Genomic DNA, 26,270 nt, shown 5'->3' with positions numbered 1-26,270 from the left:
AAAGAAAATGAGTAACAAGAACTTAATCGTGAACACTCCGGAACCAAAGCCTGGTATACTGGAGCGAGGAGATCTCTTTGCTATTGCGGTAGGAATGGTAATCGGATCAGGAATGGTAACATTGATCGGACCGGCGATGGCAATGACAGGATATTCCGTATGGCTGGCATATCTGACAGCTATCGTTATGGGATTTTTTATGGTATTTCCGTATATTATCCTGGGGGGAACTATGAGAGTGGCAGGAGGACCTTACTCGATTGTAACGAATTTATCCGGTGTAAGTGCAGGAGGACTGGTAGCGTATACGAAGCTTGTAACTCCAATTCTGAACAGCTCTTTTGCACTGGCATTAGGCTTGTATGTAAATAATCTTCTTCCGGGAATTACAGTAAAAGCAATTGCGGTTGTGGGAATCTGCATCTTATTTGTATTAAATCTTCTAGGAATGGATGTTTTTGCAAAGGTTAGTAAGATCTTATCAACAATCCTGCTGATCACAATGGTACTTTATGTTGTCTTTGGACTGACACAGATTAAGCAGCCAATCTTCCAGTTTTCTGGGAATAAGATGTTTACCGGAGGCTTTAAAGGATTCATGCTTGCTGCATTACTTCTGATCAACTCAGCAAATGGATATTACAATATCCTCTGGTACGGAAAAGATGCAAAGAAAGCAACAAAGGATGTACCGTTTGCAAGTATGGCATGTGTGCCATGTCTTCTGTTCATCTATGTGGGGCTTGCCATGGTAACAGGCGGTGTGCTTCCGCATGATGAAGTTGCAGGAGCACCGACAATCTTACCGGCAGCGCAGGCAATCCTTCCTGGTGCAGTATATAAGATTTTCATGATCGGCGGACCAATCATGGCGATCATTACTACACTGAACGGTGTATTCAATGATGTCAGATATCCTCTTGCACAGGCTGCAAAAGACGGATGGCTTCCAAAGTTTATTTTAAAAGAGAATCGTTTTGGAGCACCGTATCTGATTTATACATACACACTGATCGTTGTTCTGATCCCAATCGTTTCGGATATGAGCATTGTAACAATCACAAACATTTTCCAGGTAATTACATTCTTCATGAATGTGACTGTTGTATATGCAATTTCAAGACTTCCAAAAAGATATCCGGAAGCATGGGCAAAGAATAAATTCCATTTTTCAAATGGGGCATTATATACATTCTGTACTGTAAGTATCATCATTTATACAGTTATCTTTGTAAAGGGTATTTTCAGTATTAAAGTATCTTATGCAGTAGCAGCGGTTATTGTTATGCTTGCACTGATACTGATCGGAATCTATTTGACAAAGAAAGGTGGTATCCGTATCGAGACTTCACTCTGGGATCCATCTGTAAAAAAGGAGGAAAAGTAAGATGGCGGCAACTTATGTAAAACCAGGTGAACTGGGACTGAATCCGGAGAAATTGACAGAGATGTTAACGGAACTGGAACAGACAGTGGAAATCCACAGTATCTCAGTACGGTTTGATGGAAAAGTTATCTTAGAGGGTGCATGGGAGCCGTTCTCACTGGAGAAGCCGCAGATGATGCATTCACTTTCAAAAATCGGAACAAGTATTTGTCTGGGATTTGCACTCGATGAGGGGAAGATTCATCTGGAAGATAAACTGCTTGATTATGTAAGAGATGAACTTCCGGAAGAATACGATCCGGCACTGGAAGATCTGACGATCTATCATCTGCTTACCATGCAGGCAGGTTCCAAAGAATGCTGCAATAATGTATGGTTTTCGAAGCTTACAAGAGACTGGGAGACAAACTGGTTAAAACAGCCGAAGATAAGAGAAGATATCGGAAAAGCATTCCATTATGATTCCGGATGTAGTTATACACTTTCAAGAATTGTCACAAAGGTTATGGGAAAAAACTGTCTGGCACTGATGCAGGAGCGTGTATTTGACAAGATGGGATTTGGTGAGATCAACTGGCTGACCAGTCCGGAAGGACACAACACCGGTGGATGGGGAATGTACCTGACTGCAGGAAAGATCTCTGCACTGGCACAGCTTCTGCTTCAAAAAGGTGAATGGAATGGAGAGCAGCTGATACCGGCATGGTGGACCGAAGAGATAGGAAAGATGCGCGTTGTGATTCCGGAAGATGAGAAGAAAGCACTGACGCATTATGCTTATCATATCAAGGCCGGAAAAGAGATTTTTGCGGCAGAAGGAGCATTTGGACAGTATCTGATCTGTTTTCGTGATTATCCGGTTGCAATCGGAATCACAGCAGGGGCATCGGAATATCTGGCAGCAGATATCTGTCTGAAATACATAAAAGAAGCAGTTCAGATCCCGTGTGAAAAAGAAAATCTGGAAGAGGCACAGGAAAAACTGGAAGAGAAACTGGTACATCTGACACTTCCGAAGCCGGAAGGTAACAAAAAAGACACAAATGAAGCAACAAAGAAACTATTAAATAAAAGAATTGTGTTTACAGAGAATCCAAGACAAATTGAGTCGGCAGTGATTTCAACGGTTGGAGAGGAATTAAAACTGGAACTTACTGTGGCAGGAGAAAAGAAGATTCTTTTTGCAGGATATAAGGACTGGAAATGTAATGATATGTATCCGAATGATTTTACGAAGAGATATCATGCGGTATCTTATGCGTTTGATGAAGATGCATTGTATCTCTCTGTGGGACTTCTGAATACATCATACAGAGAAGAATATTGTCTGTGGGTGAATTCGGAAAATGTAGTAGTTGGAACATGGAGACCGAATGTAACGTATCTTCCGGCAGAAGAAGATATGACATGGAAGTTTACCGGAACATTTGAACCGTCATGCATTCTGTAGATAGAATGAACGGTTAGTGGAAAAAGGAGAACCCCGTGAGGCAGAAGAAGCTGTCCCACGGGGTTTTTGGCATTGCATATTCGATAAAAGTTCATCTATTTACAGATGAACATATTTACAGTATGATACTGTAAACAGCAAAAATGAACGGAGAAGATATATGAATGAGATAGCAGTTGTAACAGAGCAGGATATACCGGATATTCTTCGAATGATCCATGAAATCTATAGTGAACTTCCGAATAAGGAATGGTTCAGTCTGGATAGCGATGAGGAAGTAACAAGCTATATGATGACCGGTGGCTTTGGATTAAAGGCAATGTGTGATGGCAGACTGGCAGGTGTCTTTATCGCACGGGCAAAGAATCTTGGGGATGAGAATCTCGGATACGATCTGAAATTTGATGAAGAACAGCGAAAGCAGTCGGCACATATGGAGATTGCCATGGTAAGAAAAGAATACCGCGGACAGGGGTTGCAGAGAAAGATGATGGAAGAGTCAGAACAGATTCTGAAAGAACAGGGATATCATTATCTGCTTGGAACGGCACATCCGGACAATGTGGCAAGTGTGAATACATTCCTGAAATTACAGTATGAACAGGTGATGACGAAGGAAAAGTATGGCGGGATGAAGAGGAGTATTTTCTGTAAAGCGATATAATGCAGATGTAATACAGAATGTACGAATCAAACCGGAATATATTATGATTGCAAGGTTCTGGTTGAAACGTTATAATGTAGATGTCAGCAGAGAGTTTGCTGGCATCTTTTCAAATTAAAAAAGTGAATAATCAGGGAGAAATTTATGAGTATATTAAATGTTGAACATCTGACACATGGTTTCGGGGACAGAGCCATATTCTCAGATGTTTCTTTTCGACTTTTAAAGGGAGAACACATCGGTCTTGTAGGAGCCAACGGAGAGGGAAAATCTACCTTTATGAATATTGTGACCGGAAAGCTTGTGCCGGATGAAGGAAAAGTAGAATGGTCTAAGAATGTACATGCAGGATATCTGGATCAGCATGCGGTCCTCGAAAAGGGAATGACCATCCGTGACGTGTTAAAATCTGCATTTGATCCGCTGCTTCAGAAAGAACAGCGTATGAATGAAATCTGTGATCTGCTTGGAACGGCAGATGAAGAAGAGATGAACCGTCTGATGGACGAACTCGGAACCATTCAGGATGAGCTTACCCTGCACGATTTCTATACGATCGATGCAAAGGTAGAGGAAGTAGCAAGAGCACTCGGACTTCTGGATCTGGGTCTGGACCGTGATGTTACAGACTTAAGCGGAGGACAGAGAACGAAAGTCCTTCTTGCAAAACTGTTATTGGAAAAGCCGGATATCCTGCTTCTGGATGAGCCGACCAACTACCTGGATGAGGAACATATTGCATGGTTGAAGCGCTATCTTCTGGATTATGAGAATGCATTTATTCTGATCTCGCATGATATTCCATTCTTAAACGAAGTGGTTAATATCATTTATCATATGGAGAATCAGGAACTGAACCGTTATGTGGGAGATTATGATCACTTCCAGGAAGTCTATGCAGTGAAGAAAGCGCAGCTGGAAGCTGCTTACAGAAGACAGCAGCAGGAGATCAGTGAGCTGAAAGATTTCGTGGCACGTAATAAGGCACGTGTATCTACCAGAAATATGGCGATGTCCAGACAGAAGAAGCTGGACAAGATGGATGTGATCGAACTGGCGGCAGAGAAACCGAAGCCGGAATTTCATTTCCGTTATGGCCGTACACCTGGAAAGATGTTATTTGAGACACATGATCTGGTAACGGGATATGATGAGCCGTTATCAAAACCATTAAATTTCAGTATGGAGCGTGGACAGAAGATAGCACTGGTTGGAACGAACGGAATCGGAAAGACTACATTATTAAAAAGCATTTTAGGATTGATTCCATCCTTATCCGGAAGTTGTGAATTGGGAGAGAATCTGGAGATTGGTTACTTTGAGCAGGAAGTAAAAGGAGAGAATAAGACAACCTGTATTGATGAGATCTGGCAGGAGTTTCCTTCATTTACACAATATGAAGTCCGTTCTGCGCTGGCAAAATGTGGACTGACGACAAAACATATCGAAAGTCAGGTCAGAGTATTAAGTGGTGGAGAGCAGGCGAAAGTCAGACTTTGTAAACTGATCAACCGGAATACAAATATTTTACTCCTGGATGAGCCGACCAACCACCTGGATGTGGATGCAAAGGATTCGCTGAAAAAAGCCTTGCAGGAATACAGAGGGAGCATCCTATTGATCTGTCACGAACCGGAATTCTATCAGGATGTGGTAAATGAAGTCTGGGACATGAGCAAATGGACGACGAAAGTATTCTAGAGAGTCAGAAAAAATAAACTGGGGATGATGTAAGTGGAAGGAATAAAACACGATAAGATGAAATATCGTCTGGCGGAAGCCATGAAAAACTGTATGAAGAAGATGCCGGTAGAAAAGATTACAGTAAAAGAAATTGTGGCAGAATGTGGAACAACGCGGCAGACATTTTACCGAAATTTCCAGGATAAATACGATCTCATTAACTGGTATTTTGACCGGATCCTGTTAGAATCGTTCCAGCACATGGGAGAGGGTAAGACAGCTTATGAAGGACTGGTCAATAAGTTCCACTATATAGAGGAAGAGAAATTATTTTTCAAAGCAGCGTTCCGTAATGATGATCAGAATTGTCTGAGAGATCATGATTTTCAGCTGATTCTGAGGTTTTATGAGAATCAGATTCAGGCAAAAACAAAACAGCCAATTCCTGAGAATCTGCATTTCCAGTTGGAGATGTATTGTCAGGGCTCGGTGTATATGACAACCCAGTGGGTACTGGGGGATATGAAGAAACGTCCGGAAAAAATGGCAGAAAATCTGGTAAAAGCGATGCCGGCAGAACTGGAAACATTATTTAAGAAATTAGAACTCCTGTAAGATGGAGTTCTTTTTTTGATGTCAAAATATGTATCTGCGAAATGTCATTTGAATAACACAATACATTTGGAAATATTGTGCATAAAAGATATAAAGTTACAAAAATACAAAAGTGTAACGTGCAAATGTTACAAAATATATACTTTGTAACTTACATCCAAAGAAAATGATTGTTAAAATTAAGACATAAAGAAACAAGATACGAAACAAAAGAGGAAAAGAAAATGTTTCGCATCACAAATAAAGATTATGTATAGAAGGAGTGTCAGTTATCATGGCAAACAGAATTAATTTAAACCAGACATCGTTTCACGGAGCAGGAGCAATCAATGAGATTGCAGCAGAAGTTAAAATAAGAGGATTGAAAAAAGCTTTGGTATGCTCAGACCCTGATCTGATCAAATTCAATGTAACAACGAAAGTTACAAAAGTACTTGAGGATGCAGGACTGGAATATGAATTATATTCTGATATCAAACCAAACCCGACGATCCAGAATGTACAGCATGGAGTTGAGGCCTTTAAAAAAGCCGCAGCTGATTATATCATCGCAATCGGCGGTGGATCTTCTATGGATACATCCAAAGCAATCGGTATTATCATAGCAAATCCGGAATTCGAGGATGTAAGAAGTCTGGAAGGAACAGCACCGACAAAAAATCCATGTATTCCGATCATTGCAGTGCCTACAACAGCAGGAACAGCAGCAGAGGTAACGATCAACTATGTTATCACTGATGTCGAGAAGAAGAGAAAATTCGTCTGTGTAGATCCGCACGACATGCCTGTTATCGCAGTCGTGGATCCGGAGATGATGTCTTCTATGCCAAAGGGACTGACAGCTTCGACAGGTATGGATGCCCTGACACATGCAATTGAAGGATATACAACAAAGGCAGCATGGGAAATGACAGATATGTTCCACTTGAAAGCGATTGAACTTATTTCCAAATCTTTAAGAAGCGCAGTTGCAAATGAAAAAGAAGGACGCGAGGGAATGGCTCTTGGACAGTATATCGCAGGAATGGGATTCTCTAATGTAGGACTTGGAATCGCACATTCTATGGCACATACACTTGGAGCTGTCTATGACACACCACATGGTGTTGCATGTGCAATGATGCTTCCAATCGTTATGGAATACAACGCGGAATGCACGGGAGAAAAATATAAAGAAATCGCAAAAGCGATGGGCGTTGAAGGCGTAGATGATATGTCTGTAGAAGAATACAGAAAAGCAGCAGTAGATGCGGTACGTAAATTATCTGTAGACGTAGGAATTCCTACAAAACTGGAAGCTTTGAAAGAAGAAGACCTTTCGTTCCTTGCAGAATCTGCTCACGCAGATGCATGCGCACCTGGTAATCCGAAAGATGCCAGTGTAGAGGATCTGAAAGATCTGTTCAGAAAATTAATGTAAGATCATGATACGGGAATGGGTTCCTGCGTACAGATTATAAAATGAAATTGCTATATCTATTGAAAAGACTGGCACGTTTAATTATAATAAACGATGTCAGTTTTTTCGTATAAAAATGGAGGAAGTTATGTCAGCATTGTTTTTTGATATTGATGGAACAATTTTAAGTGAGATTACGCATGAGATACCGGAAAGTGCACTTGTGGCATTACGCAAAGCACAGGAGAACGGACATAAGACATTTATCAATACCGGGCGCACCATATGCAGCGTACCGCCTATGATAAAAAGAATTCCGTTCGATGGTTTTTTATGTGGATGTGGAACACATTTGGTATATGAGGAACGGGTAGTATTTCATCATTCTATCCCATATGAAAGAGGACGCAGGATTATAAAGTCTATGAAAGACTGCAAGGTAGAAGGCTTTCTGGAAGGAACAGAGGATATCTATTACTCCAACCGTATCTCAAGGCTGGAGTCGGTGGAAAGCAGTAGAAGATATATGGCTGGTCTGGGACTTGGGAGAGAGCAGTCAATGGAAGATACAGGTTATGATTTTGATAAGATACTGATTTATATAGATAAAATTGCAGACGAAGAAAGGTTTTTTAAAGAAACAGAAGATGTTTTCAAACATATCGACCGTCTGGGTGGAGTGTATGAATGTGTACAGAAAGAATATTCTAAGGCAACTGCAATTGCGTACATAAAGAAAGAATTGGCTCTGCAGGATGATGAGATATATGCCTTCGGAGACAGCAGCAATGATTTTGATATGATCAAAGCTGCAGGACACGGGGTGATCATGGGGCATCATGATCCGGTTCTGGAGCCGTATGCCGAGTATATCACGGATACGGTAGAGAATGACGGGCTTTATAAAGCAATGGAGCATTATGGGTTGATTTAGAATTTGCAGCGTACAGACCAGAGTATTATAATATACAAAGATAAGAAGGGAAGTGCATTTTCATGGGTGAACAGTTAACTGAAAGCGATGTTAAGAAAATTAAAGAAGAAATAGAATACCGTAAGATTGTTGTTCGTAAGAAAGAACTGGAAGCAGTAAAAGAGGCAAGAGCACAGGGTGATTTAAGCGAGAACTTTGAATATAAGGCAGCAAAACAGGATAAGAACCGTAACGAAAGCCGTATCCGCTATCTGGAACGAATGCTTAAGAATGCGAAGATTGTGTCTGATACATCTAAGGTAGATGAAGTTGGAATTAATAATACAGTGGAAGTATACTTCGAAGACGATGATGAGACAGAGACATATCGTCTCGTGACCAGTATCCGCGGAAATTCTCTTCAGGGACTGATCAGTATCGAATCGCCGCTCGGAAAAGCAATACAGGGACATAAAGTCGGAGACCGTGTGCTTGTCAGGACAAACGGAAATGACGGGTATTATGTTGTGATAAAAAATATTGACAATACAACAGATGACAGCCATGATACATTGCGTAAATATTAAATAGAAGAAATCGGAAATATATGGATAACAGGAGAAAGAATAATGTTAGGAAACTGTATTGAAAATGTAAGAAAGAGTGTGCCGCTGGTACATAATATTACCAATTATGTAACGGTAAATGACGTTGCAAATGTATTGTTAGCCTGTGGCGGAAGTCCGATTATGTCAGATGAACCAGAAGATGTAAAGGAGATTACATCTATCTGTCAAGGTCTGAACATCAACATTGGTACTTTGAACAAAAGAACGATTGAAGGAATGCTTGCAGCCGGAGCGCGTGCTAATGAATTGGGACATGTGACGTTATTAGATCCGGTCGGAGCAGGTGCAAGTGTACTGCGGACGAATACCGCCGTAGAACTGATGGAGAAAGTCCGATTCGATGTTATACGCGGAAATATCTCAGAAGTAAAAACACTGGCACAGGGAAGCGGAACAACAAAAGGGGTGGATGCAGATGTAGCAGATGCCGTAACAGAGGAGAATCTGGAAGAAGGTATTGCATTTGCGAAAGCATTTGCGAAAAAAGCGGGATGTATTGTTGCGATTACAGGTGCAATTGATCTGGTAAGTGATGGTACCAGCTGTTATATAATCCGCAACGGACGACCGGAGATGGGAAAGATTACCGGAACGGGATGTCAGTTGTCTGGAATGATGACAGCATTCCTGGCAGCGAATCCGGAGCAGAAGCTGGAGGCGGCAGCGGCAGCCGTCTGCACGATGGGACTGGCAGGAGAGATTGGATGGGGATATATGCAGAAAGGTGATGGTAATGCCACTTACCGTAACCGTATTATTGATGCAATCTACAATATGGATAAAGAAACATTGGAGAAAGGAGCAAAATATGAGATCAGATAGAAATATTGAGAATGATCAGATAAAAAAGCCGGAAGGACATACATGCAAAAAGATGCAGAAAGAAGATTTACTCCTGTATGCCGTGACGGACCGCCACTGGTTAAATGGTGAGACGTTATACAGTCAGGTTGAGAAGACGCTGGAAGGTGGTACAACATTTGTGCAGCTGAGAGAAAAAGAACTGGATGAAGCACATTTCCTCGAAGAAGCAAAAAAAATTAAGGAACTCTGCGACAGATATCATGTGCCATTTGTGATCAATGACAATGTTGATATTGCATTGGAGATAGATGCTGACGGAGTACATGTCGGACAGAGTGATATGGAAGCCGGAGATGTAAGAGCAAAACTTGGACCGGACAAGATCATTGGTGTATCTGCACAAACGGTCAGACAGGCATTGCTCGCACAGGAAAGAGGGGCAGATTACCTTGGGGTCGGAGCAGTCTTTCATACAGATTCAAAAGCAGATGCAGCTGATATAAGTCATGAGACATTGAAAGCAATTACTGAAGCAGTAGATATTCCTGTGATTGCTATCGGAGGAATCAGTAAAGAAAATGTATCGGAGCTTTCTGGAACCGGAATCTGCGGAATCGCCGTGATCAGTGCAATATTTGCAGAAAAAGATATAAAAAACGCAACGAAGAAACTGAAAAAATTAACAGAGGAAATGGTGGAAGCATGATAAAGGGAGCAATATTCGATGTAGACGGAACTTTGCTGGATTCCATGGGGATATGGAAAGATGTAGGGGTGCGTTATCTGAACAGCATCGGCATAGAGGCAGAACCGGATCTTGGAAATATATTATTTACAATGAGTATTCAGGAAGGTGCGCAATATGTAAAAGAGCATTATCATCTGTCACAGGAAACAGATGAAATCGAACAGAACGTTTTGGATATTATCAGTGATTATTATAAAGAAACGGCACCGCTGAAGAGCGGAGCGGTAGAACTTCTGGAGAAGCTTCGTAACAGTAATATTCCAATGACGATTGCATCTTCCAATAATAAGAAAGAAATAGAGATGGCGTTTGAACGTCTGGAAATTGCAAAGTATTTTGATCGGATCTTCACCTGTGAAGAAGCAGGTGCAGGAAAGACGAAGCCGGATATTTATCTGCAGGCAGCGGAATATCTTGGAAGCAGACCGGAAGAGACGTTGGTATTCGAGGATGTTATCCATGCAGTCCGCACTGCAAAAAAGGCAGGATTCCAGGTTATAGGAATCTATGATGAAGCAAGTAAGGATGATCAGGAAGAGATTCAGAGAGAAGCAGACTGCTATTGCAGAGACTGGAGGGAATTGATGAAAAAAAAGACAGCACTTACAATTGCCGGAAGCGATTCAAGCGGGGGCGCAGGAATTCAGGCAGATATTAAGACCATGCAGGCAAACGGAGTCTATGCAATGAGTGCGATCACAGCATTGACTGCACAGAATACGACAGGTGTTACCGGGATCATGGAAGTATCTCCGGAATTCCTGGAAAATCAGTTAGATGCGGTCATCACTGATATCCGTCCGGATGCAGTAAAGATTGGTATGGTATCATCTGAAAAGTTAATAAAAACAATATCAAAGAAACTAAAAGAATACCATGCGGAAAATATTGTAGTTGATCCGGTTATGGTGGCAACAAGCGGATCCCGATTGATCAGTGAAAATGCGATTGAGACTTTAAAAACACAGTTGTTACCGATGGCATCCGTGATCACGCCGAATATTCCGGAAGCAGAAGTTCTTGCAGAGATGGAGATCCGGTCAGAAAAAGATATGGTGGAAGCAGCAAAGAAGATTAATGAAATGTATCATTGTGCAGTTTTGTGCAAAGGCGGACACAGTCTGAACGATGCCAATGATCTCTTATACCAGAATGGCAAAGCGACATGGTTCCGCGGAAAAAGAATCAATAATCCGAATACCCATGGAACAGGCTGTACTTTATCCAGCGCAATTGCCTCCAATCTTGCAAAAGGATACTCCCTGGAAGAATCCATTCATCGTGCGAAAGAGTATATTAGCGGTGCACTGGCCGCCATGCTGGATCTGGGAAAAGGAAGCGGACCGATGGATCATGGGTTTGAGATAAGAGGGAGATTTGGGATTTAATTTATTAACGGGGAAGCGGCCTCTCAGTCCTTGAAGGAAACAATAGATAAGGCTTCTTGTTCAGGTTTCATACCATAAGAAACACTAAGAGAGTCAGAACCACCTAAAAGCAAAGGAACTACGCTCAAACTCGGCGTTCGCCTCAAACACGTTCGCTTCGTTCCTTTAACGGTGCTTCTGACTCTCTAATTGTTTCTAACGGCATTCCACATTCACAATAATCCTTATCTATTGTTTCCTTCAAGTCGTGACTGACAGCGAATGTTAATAAATAAAATGCCCGGAAGTGTAACCCGGTGGAAGCCACTACCGTTACGCAATTGCTGTTTAATGTTTAATTCTTAAGGCATTTGATACACACGGAATAAAGCTTGAAAAGGCGTTCCAGTGAATGTGAAAGAGGCGTTGGTAATTCTTAAGGGGCAAAATTCTGCGTTAGGTTTTCAAAATTTGACTGTCTGAGGCGTATGCCGAGTTTCAAATTTTGAAAGCCTGCTTTTAGCAGAATTTTGCCCCTTTAGAATTGACCCGCCGATGGAACCTGAACAGGAACACCTTTTCAAGCTTTATTCCGGTTCGGGTATCCACAGCCTTCCTGAATTAAATCCCAATTAAATTCTAATTACATTTACTTTTTTGCTTCCAGTCTCTCATCCCAAAGCTTATCTGCCATTTTGGTCCACGCTTCGGCATAAGGTTTGCATTTATCGCAGAGATGCTGTACATCTTCCGGTGACTGTGGGTCGGTAGAGTGGGCACCGGTCTCTTTTACCATCTTTGGTAAGCATTCCGGATTCTCAAGCATTGGACATGGGCGCAGCATATTGTCATTGAATGGCTGTCCTTTTCTGTATGCCTGGAAGATCGGACTCTTTAATGCATCCAGAAGACTGACTTCATGAATATTTGCATTTGAATAATGAATGAATACGCAAGGATCTACATCTCCCGCTGCATTGATATGCAGGTAATAGCGACCGCCTGCGATACATCCACCGATATATTCGGCATCGTTCTGGAAGTCAAGGCTAAAGATTGGTTTGGAACTTCTGAACGCACGAATACGTTCGTATACAGCTTTTCGTTGTTCCGGATTCGGCATGAGTTCCGGAGCAGCATCATTTCCAACAGGCATATAATGGAAGAACCAGATGAACAATGCACCTGCTTCAATGATCATGTCATAGAATTCTTCACTTGTGATATCTTTGTAGTTTGCGCTTGTGTAGCAGGTAGAGATACCGAATGGAAGATTATGATCCTTTAATAACTGCATGGCATGCTTTACTTTTTCAAATACACCCGGACCACGCCGTCCGTCATTGGCCGTCTCGAATCCTTCCAGACTGATTGCAGGAACGAAATTCTTAACTCTTAACATTTCCTGACAGAACTCTTCATCGATCAATGTACCATTTGTGAAAGATAAGAATTCGCAGTCAGGATGACGTTCACAGATCGTAATAATATCTTTTTTTCGTACCATAGGTTCTCCGCCGGTATAGATATACATATATGTACCAAGTTTCTTTCCCTGTGTTATGATATCATCGATTGTTTCAAGAGAAAGATTCAGTTTGTGTCCGTATTCAGCGGCCCAGCATCCGGTACAGTGCAGATTGCAGGCTGAAGTCGGATCTAATAAAATCGCCCAAGGAACATTGCAGTCTTCTTTTTCCTCAGTTTCCTTCTGAAGGGCAGAACCTTTCAAAGAAGCATTAACGATAAAGTTTGTAAAGAAAGTTTTTCGTACTTCCGGATCCAATTCCCATACTTTTGTAGCAAGTTCATACCAGTTTCCCTTTTCGGCGATTCCCTGGCGGATCGCATTACGCTGACCTGCATACCAGCCTTCCGGAGCAGCCTTGTCAACAATGCTCATGACTTTTGGAATATTTGTTTCAGGATCTTTATCCATGTACTTAAGTGCTGCCTGAATAGCGGAAGCAAAGGCGGCGTTTTTGATTGTGTCTATAACATTCATAATGTTACCTCCTCATCTTACTGTATTATATTCTTTATGCAGTTACCTTATCTTAAAACTTTTGATTTCCAGATTCAAGCAAATGCGACATTAATCCTATATTGTCGTTTTTTTGACAAAAAAGGAAAAAAGTATCATAAATAACGATAAAAGATTCAAAACTTAAATTGTACTTATAAAAAAACGAGAATTTTTAATTATACTTATAAAAAGGGGTGGAAAAATAAGACGGTTTTATATATAATAAGGATAGAAACGTTCAAAAACACAAACGAAAAGGAGATGTATTCATGGAAATGTTATCAATCGAGAAGGAACTGCAGGGCAATTCTTACCCGGGACGTGGCATTATTATAGGAAAGAGTGCAGATGGGACCAAAGCTGTAACTGCTTACTTTATTATGGGAAGAAGTGAGAACAGCCGTAACCGTGTGTTTGTAGAAGAAGGGGAAGGCATCCGCACACAGGCATTTGATCCATCCAAACTGACTGATCCAAGCCTGATCATTTATGCACCGGTACGAGTACTTGGCAACAAGACGATCGTAACCAACGGAGATCAGACAGATACCATCTACGAGGGCATGGACAAGCAGCTTACATTTGAACAGTCACTCAGAAGCCGTGAATTCGAACCAGACGGACCGAACTACACACCTAGGATTTCAGGTGTTATGCATATTGAAAACGGAACTTTTAACTACGCAATGTCAATCTTAAAGAGCAACAATGGTAATCCGGAAAGCTGCAACCGCTATACATTTGCATATGAGAATCCTGCAGCAGGAGAAGGACATTTCATCCATACATACAAATGTGACGGCAATCCGCTTCCGAGCTTTGAAGGAGAACCAAAACTGATCGCAATTCCGGATGCTATGGATGCATTTGCCGACAGCTTATGGAACAGCCTGAATGCGGACAACAAAGTATCATTATTCGTACGCTATATTGATATCGCGACAGGTACATATGAGACAAAAATCATCAATAAGAACCAGTAAGAGGAATTGATAAGGAGAAGAGATATGAACGAATTAGAACTGAAATATGGATGTAATCCGAACCAGAAACCTTCCAGAATCTATATGGAAGACGGAAGTGAACTGCCAATCAAGGTTCTGAATGGAAGACCGGGATATATCAATTTCCTGGATGCATTTAACGGATGGCAGCTTGTAAGTGAGTTAAAGAAAGCAACCGGACTTCCGGCAGCTACATCATTCAAGCATGTATCTCCTGCAGGTGCCGCAGTCGGACTTCCACTGAGTGATACGCTTGCAAAGATCTACTGGGTAGATGATCTCGGAGAATTATCTCCGCTTGCATCTGCATACGCAAGAGCAAGAGGCGCAGACCGTATGTCTTCTTTCGGAGATTTTATTTCTCTGTCTGATGTATGTGACGTGGATACTGCCAAACTGATCAAACGTGAAGTATCCGATGGTGTGATCGCTCCTGGATATGAACCGGAAGCGCTGGAAATCTTAAAAGCAAAGAAAAAAGGAAACTACAATGTAATCCAGATCGATCCAGATTATGTACCGGCTCCGATCGAACACAAGCAGGTATTCGGTGTTACATTTGAGCAGGGAAGAAATGAATTAAAGATTGACGATGATTTCTTCTCAAATATCGTGACAGAGAACAAAAAACTGACAGAGCAGGCGAAAATTGATCTCGCAATCTCTATGATTACATTAAAATATACACAGTCCAACTCTGTATGTTTCGTAAAAGACGGACAGGCAATCGGTATCGGTGCAGGACAGCAGTCCAGAATCCATTGTACACGTCTTGCAGGAGGCAAAGCAGATAACTGGTGGCTCAGACAGTCACCGCAGGTTATGAATCTTCCATTCGTAGATGGAATCAGACGTGCAGACAGAGACAATGCGATCGATCTCTATATGGGAGACGATTACATGGACGTGCTTGCAGACGATGCATGGCCGGCAATCTTCAAAGAAAAACCGGAAGTATTCACAAGAGAAGCCAAGAGAGAATGGCTGGACAAACTGACCGATGTTGCACTTGGCTCAGATGCATTCTTCCCATTTGGGGATAATATCGAGCGTGCGCATAAGAGTGGTGTAAAATACATTGCACAGCCGGGTGGATCCGTACGTGATGACAATGTAATTGCAACATGTAATAAATATGATATGGTGATGTCATTTACCGGAATCCGTTTATTCCATCACTAATCGGGATATAATATAAGAGACACATCCTAAAGTTGATACTATATATGTCGCAGAAAGCGGGAAGGTTACGTAAGAGCGTAGCTTTCTCGTTTTTTAGATACCAAAGTATTCAGGAATAAAAGAGTTACGGGAGTTACTATATATCATATTTATATATCGAGTATATTTGGTTTTTATACAAATAGAGGAAAATGTAGTACGATTTCGGTATCTATATAGCATTTGTTTCTTCAAAAACGATTCTAAATAGGCTAAAATAGGAGAAAAGAAAGAAGGCGATGCAATTGTCAACGATGGAACTGTTAATCGTATCCGTTGGATTATCGATCGATGTATTTGTGGCGGCGGCCTATATGGGAGCCGGATTTTCAAAGATCAGATGGAAGAATCTGGTCCTCTTAAGCGTTCTGTTTGGCGGTATCCAGCTTGGGGTACTGGTACTTGGAAACCTGATCACATTGCTGCCGTTACTGTCTATTACCAGAACGAAGACGGTGGCTGACAGATGGGAAGGTCTGACAGTGCTGATCTTTGCGGCACTTGGCATCTATATGATCCTCAAAGGAATCCGTAAAAAGAAGGTGTTGGAACGCAGAAAAGATGAGATCGAATGGAAGAAAACAACGCTTCTTGCACTGGTAACGAGTGTCGATGCATTCTTTGTCGGAATGGGACTTGGATTCCTGGATACAGCCATGATCGAAGAGTCATTGGTGTTATTCCCGGTAACGGTTCTGGAAGCGGTAATCGGTATATTTGCAGGATACAGACTGGGACTGAAAGAAAACAGACGTGCATACTGGGTCGGGGGAGCACTCCTTTTACTTGCCAGTTTCGACGTAATTCTCCATTATTATACGTAAAAAATGGAGCAATTTGACGGTAGATTTTGCCGGATAGCAGGGGTATAATAATTTACTACAAGTTATCTGAGAAAAATTAAGGTGATGAGATGGAGCGCAAAAGTGAATTAACAAAAGCACTATTGGGAGAAAAATTTAAAGAACTGGTGGCGAAAAAAGGATTTGAAAAACTGACGATCAAGATGATCACAGATGCAGCAGGGGTGATACGTCCGACGTTCTATAATTATTTTCAGGACAAATACGAAGTGATGGAATGGCTTCTGTGGGAAGACGTATTTAAAGAAGTCTCAGAACTTATGGGGCAGGAACATGTAATGGAGTCTCTGCAGCTTTTGTTCCAGAGATTTGGAGAAGACAAGACTTATTACGAAAAGGTATTTGAAGTAACAGGGCAGAATTCCTTTGAGGAGATGCTGTATGGACAGGTTTTCCATATGGAAGAAATTCTGGTAAAGCATCATCCGTTAAAACACTTAAGTAATATGCCACACGTCGACGAAAAGATATTTCTGGAATTTCATGCAATATCATTGGTGAATGGACTGAAATATTGGCTTATCCGGGAAAGCAAAAATATTTCGGCGGGAGATGCAATGGAATTTTATCAGTATATGATGTCACATTCAATCCTGGATCTGTTGGACATTGAGAATACGGAGAAAAAATAAAGGGTTTCACTACACAGAGTGGAACCCTTTTCCTATAATCTCGCTGGTATTGGATATCAGTAAGAATGCACCAGTTGTATGAGCTTTTATGAAATTACGAAGCTTGATTGCTTCATTTGGACTAAGTACAGTCAGGATGATATATTTGTCATCGCCTGTGAAGGCACCCTGTGCGAGTACGATTGTTGCACCTCGTTTCAGGTCATTTTTGATAAATTCACAGATTGGTTCCGGTTCGCTGCATACCACGTGGAAATACTTCGAGCGGTTCAGACTTTCAATCAGACTGTCGATCAGTGTCGAACGCATCGTAAGACCGAGCAGTGAATAAAGACCCGTCTTAATGTCAAATACGAAGAAACCGGCGATTGTGAATAAGATATCGGAAGCAAGCAAGCCTTTTCCGATGTCAACGCTGGTGTATTTCTTCAATATCATGGCAATAACATCCGTGCCCCCGCTGGATGCTCCGATATTGAACAGAATGGCCGAACCGATGGCAGGAAGTACAATCGCAAAGATCAGTTCCAGCAATGGTTCGTTGGTAAGCGGGTGGCTCATTGGATAGATACGTTCCAGTCCGGACAGCGTGACAGAAAGTAGGATACTACTGTATGCAGTCTGTGCAGCAAATTTTTTTCCGAGAACGAAAAGCCCTATGATCAGAAGGAGCATATTCGCAATGAAGGAAAAATCACTGGCCGAAAGAGGAGTGAACTTGGCAACGAGTACCGCAAAACCGGTGATACCACCAAACGTGAAGTTGTTGGCGAACTTGAAAAAGTAGATACCCACTGCCATGATCAACGTACTGACAGTGAGTAATGTAAAGTTTTTTAAATGTTCTTTCATTTGAAAATTCCCCAGTTTTCCTTTTGTAATTATTAAATTTTTATATCCTCAATGATTGTAACGCTCATATATGGAAAAGTCAACGGATTGGTGATATATTATTAAGAGACAAACTATTCAGAAAAATGACGGGGAGGACAAGAAAAAATGAAACTTTTTTGGCAGAAGGCGGAAGTTCAGAAGTTTGAGCACGCAAAAGATTTTGCAGAAGAGTATAATATAGGAAAGAAAGACTTTATTCTTGCAAGTAAAAGCACGTATGAGGCGTATTTTGCAGCGCTTGGATTAGAGGCACATGTAGAATATAAAAGCAAATATGGAAAAGGTGAGCCTACGGACGAGATGATCGATGCATTACTGGCAGATTTCCGTAAGACAGACTGTGACAGAATCATTGCAATCGGAGGAGGAGCAGTTATCGATATGGCTAAGATCCTGGTGCTCGCAGGAGATTATAGTGCGGAAGAAATCTTTGGAAGAAAGGTTCCGCTTAAGAGAGCAAAAACATTGATTGCAGTACCAACTACGTGTGGTGCGGGTTCTGAGGTCTCGAATGTATCAATCGCAGAATTTACAAAGCTGCATACCAAAATGGGGCTTGCTGTCGACGAGATTTATGCAGACCGTGCGGTATTGATTCCGGAATTGCTGACAGGACTTCCATATTCATTTTTTGCAACGAGTGCGATCGATGCATTTATCCATGCGATTGAATCTTATGTGTCTCCGAAAGCTACTTTGTATACACAGATGTTCAGTATGAAGGCAATGGAGATGATCATGGAAGGCTTCCGTAAAATTGCAGAACATGGAGAAGCATTCCGAATGAATCTGCTGGATGATTTCCTGACGGCAAGTAACCTTGCCGGAATTGCATTTGGCAATGCCGGAACGGGAGCGGTACACGCCATGTCTTATCCGTTAAGTGGTGTCTATCATGTTACACACGGAGAAGCAAATTACCAGTTCCTTACAGCGGTATTTGCAAAATATCAGGAATTGGATCCGGATGGAAGAATAAAGGAATTAAATAGTTTCTTAAGTAATGTTTTAGAGTGCGATGCAGACTTGGTATATGTGGAGATCGGAAAACTTTTGGATCAGATCATTGCAAGAAAACCATTGCATGAATATGGAATGAAGGAAGAAGAGATCGAGAGTTTTGCTAAGACTGTAGAAGAGACACAGCAGAGACTTCTGAATCAGAGTTATGTAAAACTGACATGGCAGCAGATGGCAGAGATTTATAAAGAACTGTATTAAATGTTGAATGGTTTATTCCGCATCGGAACATACTATCCTTCATAAGAGGAGGATAGAAATAATGTATAAGTATTTACCCATTACGGATGTATACGCAAGAGAAATACTTGATTCAAGAGGAAATCCGACGATAGAAGTGGAAGTGCTGGCAGGAGATGAATTCTGCGGTCGGGCAAGTGTGCCATCCGGTGCATCGACCGGAAAGTATGAAGCACTGGAATTACGGGATAAAGAAGAACGGTACGGAGGGCTTGGCGTACAACAGGCAGCAGATCATGTTAATGCAAGGATTGCACCGGAAGTGATAGGTATGAACGTGTTGGATCAGGCGGCAGTCGATCAGACGATGATCAGGCTTGACGGGACAAAGAACAAGTCCAATCTCGGAGCCAATGCCATGCTTGGCGTGTCTCTTGCGACTGCAAGAGCAGCGGCCGGGGCGCTTGGACTGCCGCTGTATTCGTATCTTGGCGGTACGAATGTAAAGAAACTTCCGGTTCCGATGATGAATATCATGAACGGGGGAAGACATGCAGACAATACGATCGATATTCAGGAATTTATGATCATGCCTGTAGGTGCAGGAAATTTTAAGAATGGACTTCAGATGTGTGCAGAAGTATATCATGAACTGAAACAGCTTTTGAAACAGCTGGAATATAGTACTGCAGTGGGAGATGAAGGTGGATTTGCACCGGATCTTCATAATGCGGATGAGGTTTTGCGCCTGATGGTAAAAGCGGTAGAGAAAGCAGGATACCAGCCGGGAAAAGAAGTTGCGATCGCACTGGATGTAGCTGCATCGGAATTGTATGATAAGAATTTTAAGAAATATGTTTTCGACGGTGAGGCGAAGAAAAAAGGGTACAAGATTGTCCGTTCAGCAGAAGAACTGATTGATTACTATGAGGAAATGATAGAAAAATATCCGGTTGTATCCATTGAAGATCCGTTGGATGAAGATGACTGGGAAGGATGGAAAACTCTGACAGACAGGCTCGGAGAGCGGGTACAGTTAGTCGGTGATGATCTGTTCGTGACGAATACCCGAAGGCTTGCGAAAGGAATACGGAGAAAAGCAGCCAATGCGATACTGATCAAGGTAAATCAGATCGGGACTTTGACAGAAAGCTTTGAAGCAGTGAAGATGGCGCAGAATGCAGGATATAAGACTGTGATTTCACACCGGTCAGGAGAGACTGCAGATACCTTTATTGCAGATATTGCAGTAGCGGCAGAGGCAGGGCAGATTAAGACCGGGGCTCCATGCCGGTCAGAACGGGTGGAAAAATATAATCAATTGCTGAGGATTGAAGAAAGACTGGGAGATGTGGCTGAGTATCAGAACCCATTTGTACAAAAGACGGATGAGTTGAAAGATTCACTTGCCTTATAAGAAACCCTGTGATAAAATAAATGTGGTTTATCCGCAGGAGGTGTGAATAGTGGACATTTTAAAGATTGTATTAATGATAATATTTGCAATAGACTGTATCGCATTAACCATAGTCGTGTTAATGCAGGAAGGTAAGTCAGCAGGGCTTGGTGCCATTAGTGGTATCGCTGATACTTACTGGGGACAGAACAAGGGACGTTCTATGGAAGGTGCACTGGTGAAGTCTACAAAATTCCTTGCGATTTTGTTTATTGTACTGGCAGCAGTGTTGAATTTAAAAGTATTTGCATAGGATAGAGCATATTTTTAGAAGATGAAAGGGACACTCCTGTATGGGGTGTCCCTTTTTCGACGATGCAGGAGAGTATATGAATATGAGTAAGAAATTTGATAAGAGAAAAAAAGTCGTCTATGACCTGATCTGCGACGATTTATATACACCGATGAAATTTAAGGAACTGGCCATGCTTCTGCGTGTGGCAAAAGAAGACAGGGATGAGCTGCGCCAGATACTGGAATCACTGGAACAGGAAGGAAAGATTTATCTTTCCAAGAGAGGAAAGTACTGTAAAGGACATGCAAAGCGTCTGACCGGCGTGTTTCGTGCAAGCCTTAAGGGATTCGGTTTTGTTGTACTGGATGAAGATGGTTCGGCAGATGTATTTATCGGAGAAGATGATATCTGTGGGGCGTTCGACGGAGACCATGTCGAGATTGTGCTGACAAAAGAGCCGGAGGGAAGAAGCCGTGAAGGAAAGATTGTGAAGATCCTGGAGCGTGGACTTTCGAAAGTGGTCGGACTGTATCGTATGAAGCCGGGCAAAAAGTTTGGATTTGTAATTCCGGATAATCAGAGACTGGATCAGGATATATTTGTACCGGTTGAAAAATCAAGAGGAGCAGTGGACGGACATAAAGTTGTAGTGGAACTGACTTCTTATGGAGAAAATGGGAAAAAACCGGAAGGAAAGATCGTGGAGATCATCGGACATCTGAATGACCCTGGGACGGATATTATGTCAATCGTAAAGGGGTATGATCTTCCGGTAGAATTTCCGGATAAAGTGTTAAGACAGGCAGAACGCGTAGCAAAGCCGGTCAGTGAAGCGGATATGAATGGAAGAAAAGACTTGCGCGACTGGCAAATGGTCACGATCGATGGGGAAGATGCAAAGGATCTGGATGATGCCGTGTCACTGGTAAAAGACGGTGAAAATTATATTCTGGGTGTGCATATTGCAGATGTAACAAATTATGTGCAGGAGAATAGTGCGCTTGACAGAGAAGCTTTAGAAAGAGGAACCAGTGTTTATCTCGTAGACCGTGTAATCCCGATGCTTCCACATACGCTTTCGAACGGAATGTGTTCATTAAATGCAGGTGAGGACCGGTTGGCATTGAGCTGCATTATGACGGTAGATCCGTCAGGAGAAGTGGTTGCCCACGAGATTGCCGAGACGGTAATCCATGTGAACCGCAGGATGTCTTACACCAGTGTGAAAAAGATCCTGACTGATCATGATGAAGCTGAAACAGAAGAATACAGGGAACTGGTTCCGATGTTTGAACGGATGCAGGAGCTTTCCGGTATTTTAAGAGCCAGAAGAAAGAAACGAGGCTCGATTGATTTTGATTTTCCGGAGACCAAGATGATTCTGGATGAGAACGGAAAGCCGGTCGATATCAGACCATATGACAGAAATGTTGCGACGAAGATCATTGAAGATTTTATGCTTTTGGCAAATGAGACGGTGGCAGAAGACGGTTACTGGCAGGAACTTCCATTTTTATACCGGTCCCATGAAACACCGGATGAAGAAAAGATCCGTACGCTGGCAACATTTATCAATAATTTTGGATATTCTATGCACATAGGAGTAAATGAAATCAGACCAAAAGAAATTCAAAAGTTGCTTGCAAAAGTAGAAGATACTCCGGAAGAGGCAATGATCAGCCGACTGGCATTACGTTCCATGAAGCAGGCAAAATATACGGTGGAGAATGATGGACATTTTGGACTGGCAGCTAATTATTATACACATTTTACTTCTCCGATCCGTAGATATCCGGATCTTCAGATTCACCGGATTATCAAAGATAATCTGCGGGGAAGAATGAATGCGGATAAGATGGAACATTACCGGTCTATCCTTCCGGAAGTGGCAAAGCGTTCCAGTGAGATGGAGCGTCGTGCAGATGAAGCAGAACGTGAGACAGTCAAATTAAAGAAAGTAGAATATATGCAGGCGCATATAGGAGAAGAATTTGAAGGTGTGATATCAGGAATAACAAAATGGGGCATGTATGTGGAACTTCCGAATACGATAGAAGGTCTGGTTCATGTAACGAATATGACGGATGATCATTATGAATATAATGAAGAACGCTATGAGATGATAGGGATGCATACACGGAAAGTGTATAAACTAGGCGAAGGACTAAGAGTCCGGGTGCTGGATGCAGACCGTCTGATGCGTACGATTGATTTTAAGATTGTAAATCAGGGAGGTGCCGGAGATGGCGAAGAGTAATGACAAGATGATTGCAAACAATAAAAAGGCATATCATGATTATTTTATTTTGGATAAGATCGAAACAGGAATTGCTCTGCACGGGACAGAAGTGAAATCACTCCGTATGGGAAAATGCAGCATAAAAGAATCCTTCATCCGTATTGAGAACGGAGAGGTATTCATATATGGTATGCATATCAGCCCTTATGAAAAAGGAAATATCTTCAATAAAGATCCGCTCAGAGTCAGAAAATTACTTCTTCATAAATCAGAGATCAACAAACTGATCGGTAAGACAAAAGAAAAAGGAATGGCGATCGTGCCTTTGAAAGTCTATTTTAAAGGAAGTCTTGTAAAAGTAGAGATCGGTCTGGCAAAAGGTAAGAAATTATATGATAAACGTCAGGATATCGCAAAGAAAGACCAGAAGCGTGAAGCAGAACGCGATTTCAAGATGAAACTCAGATAGAATACAGACAGGAGAGGACAAAATGGTACCGACAAAGAAAGAAGAATTAAGAGATCTGGTCACACAGACTACAATGGAGACTTATGAGGAGCTGACTCCGCATCTGGTACAGCTCATTAATGAGACAAACAGCAATCCGGAACTGACAGAGAGCCAGAAACAGGATGAGATTTCCTTACATATGATGGGATTTGTAAAGTCCTGTACCAATGAGATTATCATTGAAGTGCTTGGAGAAATCCTTGGACTGTGAAATTGTGGAAAAAATATGAGAAAAATAAAATCTGGTTGTGATAATTGAACGAAATTATATATAACAACAGAAAAATATCAGAAAATTTCTTGACAAAGAAAGTTCTGAGCGTTAAACTACGGGACATAAAGCAAGGGCGCTTCGAAAATAATATTTCGAGGCGCTTTTTCTTTTTGACAAGATGAAGGAGGAACTATTATGACGAAAGAAGTATTATCAGCCATACAGGATGCTGTAGGCACGCAGGTATTTGGAATCTGGTTTCTGATCGGTGCAGCATTGGTGTTTTTCATGCAGGCAGGATTTGCGATGGTAGAGACAGGATTTACCAGAGCGAAGAATGCAGGAAATATTATTATGAAGAATCTGATGGATTTCTGTATCGGAACTTGTGTATTTATCCCGCTTGGATTTGGAATTTTACTTGGTGAAGATGCATTTGGTGGATTTATCGGAACTCCGACACTTGGAATTTTTACAGATTATGCAAATTTTGACTGGTCTAATTTTGTATTTAACTTAGTGTTCTGTGCAACAACGGCAACAATCGTATCCGGAGCAATGGCAGAACGAACAAAATTCTTATCTTATTGTATTTATTCAGCTGTTATTTCAGCTATTGTATATCCAATCGAAGCACACTGGATCTGGGGAGGCGGATGGCTTGCAAGTCTAGGCTTCCATGATTTTGCCGGATCATGTGCGATTCATATGGTAGGCGGTACAACTGCTTTTATCGGAGCTGCAATGGAAGGTGCCAGAATTGGTAAATTCACAAGAAATAAAGAAGGAAAAGTCACAAAAGTACATGCATTTCCTGGACATAATATTGTAATCGGTGCACTTGGATGCTTCATTCTCTGGTTTGGATGGTATGGATTCAATGGTGCGGCAGCAACAACCGGATCACAGCTTGCTTCAATTTTTATGGCAACAACGATCGCACCTGCAGTAGCAACGGTTGTATGTATGATCTTTACATGGGTCAAGTATGGAAAACCAGACGTTTCTATGTGTCTGAATGCTTCGCTTGCAGGTCTGGTAGCAATTACAGCACCTTGTGATGTCGTAGATGCAGCAGGATCCGTTATTATCGGTGTTGTAGCAGGACTGCTGGTAGTATTTGGAGTATGGTTCTGTGATAATGTAGCTCATGTGGACGATCCTGTCGGTGCAGTTGCAGTTCACTGTTTAAACGGTATCTGGGGAACAATCGCAGTTGGTCTTTTTGCAACAAAGACAGCACCGGAATGTACACTCAAAGGTCTGTTCTACGGTGGAGGGTTCCATCAGCTTGGATTACAGCTTCTTGGTGTTGTAAGTGTTATGGCATGGACAATTGTGACTATGACAATTGTATTCAAAATAATTGATAAAACCGTTGGACTGAGGGTATCAGAAGAAGAAGAAATTGTTGGTCTGGATTCAAAAGAGCATGGTCTTGCATCTGCATATGCAGGATTCAGCTTGATGGATATCACAGAAGGAAGTATGAGTGTCAATGAAAATACAGAGCTTGGTGAAAATGATTATGATGAAGCGTCAGATGTACAGCGAGCAGCATCTGTCAAAGTAACCACACCTGTAGATCCGTCAACAGGTATACATAAAGTAGTCATCATTGCAAAACTTTCAAGATATGAGAAACTGAAGACAGCCCTTAATGATCTTGGTGTAACAGGTATGACCGTCACCCAGGTTATGGGATGTGGAGTTCAGAAAGGTGCAGGTGAGAAATACCGTGGAGTTGAGATGGATATAACGGTACTTCCAAAGGTTAAGGTAGAAGTTATCGTCGGAAGCATTTCAGTAGAGAAAGTGATTGACACTGTGAAGAGAACACTTTACACCGGTCACGTCGGAGATGGAAAGATCTTTGTTTACAATGTACAGAAAGTTGTGAAAGTTCGTACCGGTGAGGAAGATTACGAAGCATTGAAGGATGTAGAGTAAGGAGAATGTTTACGGTATTATACTGATTTGCAGCGAAAAGAGATGTATATGATATAATTTCATGTACGTCTCTTTTTAGATGATGTGCGCCTAGCGGCGCACGTTTCTAAAGGGTTAAAGTCCCGAATCCGCCCGGTAGTGGGAAGGATATAGCCGAAGGCAAGGG

24 protein-coding genes and 1 pseudogene are annotated in these 26,270 nt (G+C 41.8%); 23 read left to right on the top strand and 2 right to left on the bottom strand.

The annotated features are described in order from the left end of the window. Nucleotides 1–7: 7 nt before the first annotated feature. From OCV72_RS13245 to thiD, 12 genes and pseudogenes are all read left to right on the top strand, one after another. Nucleotides 8–1,387 (top strand): APC family permease, encoded by a 1,380-nt coding sequence (locus tag OCV72_RS13245; RefSeq protein ID WP_055284291.1) that lies wholly within the window; start codon nt 8–10, stop codon nt 1,385–1,387. A 1-nt stretch (nt 1,388) separates the two neighbouring features. Then, a complete protein-coding gene (locus OCV72_RS13240; RefSeq protein WP_055284290.1) occupies nt 1,389–2,837 on the top strand; it encodes a serine hydrolase domain-containing protein in 1,449 nt (482 codons plus the stop codon). 160 nt (nt 2,838–2,997) lie between these two features. Further along, entirely contained in the window at nt 2,998–3,501 is a 504-nt protein-coding gene (locus tag OCV72_RS13235; protein WP_022416368.1) for a GNAT family N-acetyltransferase, read from the top strand. A gap of 144 nt (nt 3,502–3,645) precedes the next feature. Then, complete coding sequence (locus OCV72_RS13230) at nt 3,646–5,202, top strand: ABC-F family ATP-binding cassette domain-containing protein (protein WP_055284289.1); 1,557 nt, start codon at nt 3,646–3,648, stop codon at nt 5,200–5,202. Nucleotides 5,203–5,259: 57 nt separating this feature from the next. Continuing rightward, nucleotides 5,260–5,799 carry a TetR/AcrR family transcriptional regulator C-terminal domain-containing protein gene (locus OCV72_RS13225; protein WP_055284316.1) on the top strand — a complete coding sequence of 180 codons (540 nt, stop codon included), beginning with the start codon at nt 5,260–5,262 and terminating at the stop codon, nt 5,797–5,799. 274 nt (nt 5,800–6,073) lie between these two features. Then, the gene (gene fucO, locus OCV72_RS13220) at nt 6,074–7,219 is read left to right on the top strand and encodes a lactaldehyde reductase (RefSeq protein ID WP_055284288.1); all 1,146 of its coding nucleotides are present in this window, start codon (nt 6,074–6,076) and stop codon (nt 7,217–7,219) included. A 127-nt stretch (nt 7,220–7,346) separates the two neighbouring features. Further along, entirely contained in the window at nt 7,347–8,132 is a 786-nt protein-coding gene (locus OCV72_RS13215) for a Cof-type HAD-IIB family hydrolase (protein WP_226851768.1), read from the top strand. Nucleotides 8,133–8,194: 62 nt separating this feature from the next. After that, a complete protein-coding gene (greA, locus tag OCV72_RS13210) occupies nt 8,195–8,698 on the top strand; it encodes a transcription elongation factor GreA (protein WP_055284286.1) in 504 nt (167 codons plus the stop codon). A 42-nt stretch (nt 8,699–8,740) separates the two neighbouring features. Further along, on the top strand, nt 8,741–9,562 hold the full coding sequence (gene thiM, locus OCV72_RS13205) for a hydroxyethylthiazole kinase (protein WP_055284285.1): 822 nt from the start codon (nt 8,741–8,743) through the stop codon (nt 9,560–9,562). A 52-nt stretch (nt 9,563–9,614) separates the two neighbouring features. Continuing rightward, nucleotides 9,615–10,250, top strand: a complete 636-nt coding sequence (thiE, locus tag OCV72_RS13200; RefSeq protein WP_055284315.1) for a thiamine phosphate synthase — start codon at nt 9,615–9,617, stop codon at nt 10,248–10,250. Continuing rightward, a pseudogene (locus OCV72_RS16940) lies at nt 10,247–10,786 on the top strand (HAD family hydrolase); the annotation flags it as partial. The gene thiE and the pseudogene OCV72_RS16940, both read left to right, overlap by 4 nt. A 90-nt stretch (nt 10,787–10,876) precedes the next feature. Next, nucleotides 10,877–11,680 carry a bifunctional hydroxymethylpyrimidine kinase/phosphomethylpyrimidine kinase gene (thiD, locus tag OCV72_RS16935; RefSeq protein ID WP_055284314.1) on the top strand — a complete coding sequence of 268 codons (804 nt, stop codon included), beginning with the start codon at nt 10,877–10,879 and terminating at the stop codon, nt 11,678–11,680. Nucleotides 11,681–12,308: 628 nt separating this feature from the next. On the opposite strand, the gene OCV72_RS13185 is transcribed toward thiD, so the two are convergent. Then, a complete protein-coding gene (locus tag OCV72_RS13185; RefSeq protein WP_055284284.1) occupies nt 12,309–13,664 on the bottom strand; it encodes a radical SAM/SPASM domain-containing protein in 1,356 nt (451 codons plus the stop codon). A 290-nt stretch (nt 13,665–13,954) separates the two neighbouring features. Between OCV72_RS13185 and OCV72_RS13180 the strand changes: the two genes are divergently transcribed. From OCV72_RS13180 to OCV72_RS13165, 4 genes are all read left to right on the top strand, one after another. Continuing rightward, entirely contained in the window at nt 13,955–14,668 is a 714-nt protein-coding gene (locus OCV72_RS13180; RefSeq protein WP_055284283.1) for an IMP cyclohydrolase, read from the top strand. Nucleotides 14,669–14,692: 24 nt separating this feature from the next. Continuing rightward, nucleotides 14,693–15,871, top strand: a complete 1,179-nt coding sequence (locus OCV72_RS13175) for a phosphoribosylaminoimidazolecarboxamide formyltransferase (protein ID WP_055284282.1) — start codon at nt 14,693–14,695, stop codon at nt 15,869–15,871. A 278-nt stretch (nt 15,872–16,149) separates the two neighbouring features. Continuing rightward, a complete protein-coding gene (locus tag OCV72_RS13170; RefSeq protein WP_055284281.1) occupies nt 16,150–16,734 on the top strand; it encodes a manganese efflux pump MntP in 585 nt (194 codons plus the stop codon). A gap of 89 nt (nt 16,735–16,823) precedes the next feature. Then, a complete protein-coding gene (locus OCV72_RS13165) occupies nt 16,824–17,405 on the top strand; it encodes a TetR family transcriptional regulator (protein WP_055284280.1) in 582 nt (193 codons plus the stop codon). Nucleotides 17,406–17,414: 9 nt separating this feature from the next. Here OCV72_RS13165 and OCV72_RS13160 read toward each other — a convergent pair whose 3' ends face one another. Continuing rightward, nucleotides 17,415–18,257: a YitT family protein gene (locus tag OCV72_RS13160; RefSeq protein WP_028086851.1), complete on the bottom strand. Its 843-nt coding sequence runs from the start codon at nt 18,255–18,257 to the stop codon at nt 17,415–17,417. 147 nt (nt 18,258–18,404) lie between these two features. Here OCV72_RS13160 and OCV72_RS13155 point away from each other — a divergent pair, with 147 nt between their 5' ends. The 7 genes from OCV72_RS13155 (at nt 18,405) to OCV72_RS13125 (ending at nt 26,104) form a co-directional block, all read left to right on the top strand. Continuing rightward, on the top strand, nt 18,405–19,520 hold the full coding sequence (locus OCV72_RS13155) for a 4-hydroxybutyrate dehydrogenase (RefSeq protein WP_055284279.1): 1,116 nt from the start codon (nt 18,405–18,407) through the stop codon (nt 19,518–19,520). Nucleotides 19,521–19,581: 61 nt separating this feature from the next. Then, nucleotides 19,582–20,916, top strand: a complete 1,335-nt coding sequence (gene eno, locus OCV72_RS13150; RefSeq protein WP_028086853.1) for a phosphopyruvate hydratase — start codon at nt 19,582–19,584, stop codon at nt 20,914–20,916. Between the two features lie 49 nt (nt 20,917–20,965). Further along, nucleotides 20,966–21,208 (top strand): preprotein translocase subunit SecG, encoded by a 243-nt coding sequence (gene secG / locus OCV72_RS13145; RefSeq protein WP_028086854.1) that lies wholly within the window; start codon nt 20,966–20,968, stop codon nt 21,206–21,208. An 82-nt stretch (nt 21,209–21,290) separates the two neighbouring features. After that, entirely contained in the window at nt 21,291–23,447 is a 2,157-nt protein-coding gene (rnr, locus tag OCV72_RS13140) for a ribonuclease R (RefSeq protein ID WP_055284278.1), read from the top strand. After that, nucleotides 23,434–23,898 carry an SsrA-binding protein SmpB gene (smpB, locus tag OCV72_RS13135; RefSeq protein ID WP_055284277.1) on the top strand — a complete coding sequence of 155 codons (465 nt, stop codon included), beginning with the start codon at nt 23,434–23,436 and terminating at the stop codon, nt 23,896–23,898. The genes rnr and smpB overlap by 14 nt, the downstream gene beginning before the upstream one ends. A 22-nt stretch (nt 23,899–23,920) precedes the next feature. Continuing rightward, on the top strand, nt 23,921–24,151 hold the full coding sequence (locus OCV72_RS13130) for a hypothetical protein (protein ID WP_028086857.1): 231 nt from the start codon (nt 23,921–23,923) through the stop codon (nt 24,149–24,151). A gap of 198 nt (nt 24,152–24,349) precedes the next feature. Beyond that, nucleotides 24,350–26,104 carry an ammonium transporter gene (locus OCV72_RS13125; protein WP_055284276.1) on the top strand — a complete coding sequence of 585 codons (1,755 nt, stop codon included), beginning with the start codon at nt 24,350–24,352 and terminating at the stop codon, nt 26,102–26,104. Nucleotides 26,105–26,270 lie beyond the last annotated feature (166 nt).

Origin of the sequence: Dorea amylophila (assembly GCF_025567265.1) — a bacterium.
Taxonomy (GTDB): domain Bacteria; phylum Bacillota; class Clostridia; order Lachnospirales; family Lachnospiraceae; genus Dorea_A; species Dorea_A amylophila.
This window is presented reverse-complemented; position numbering and strand designations above follow the sequence as displayed.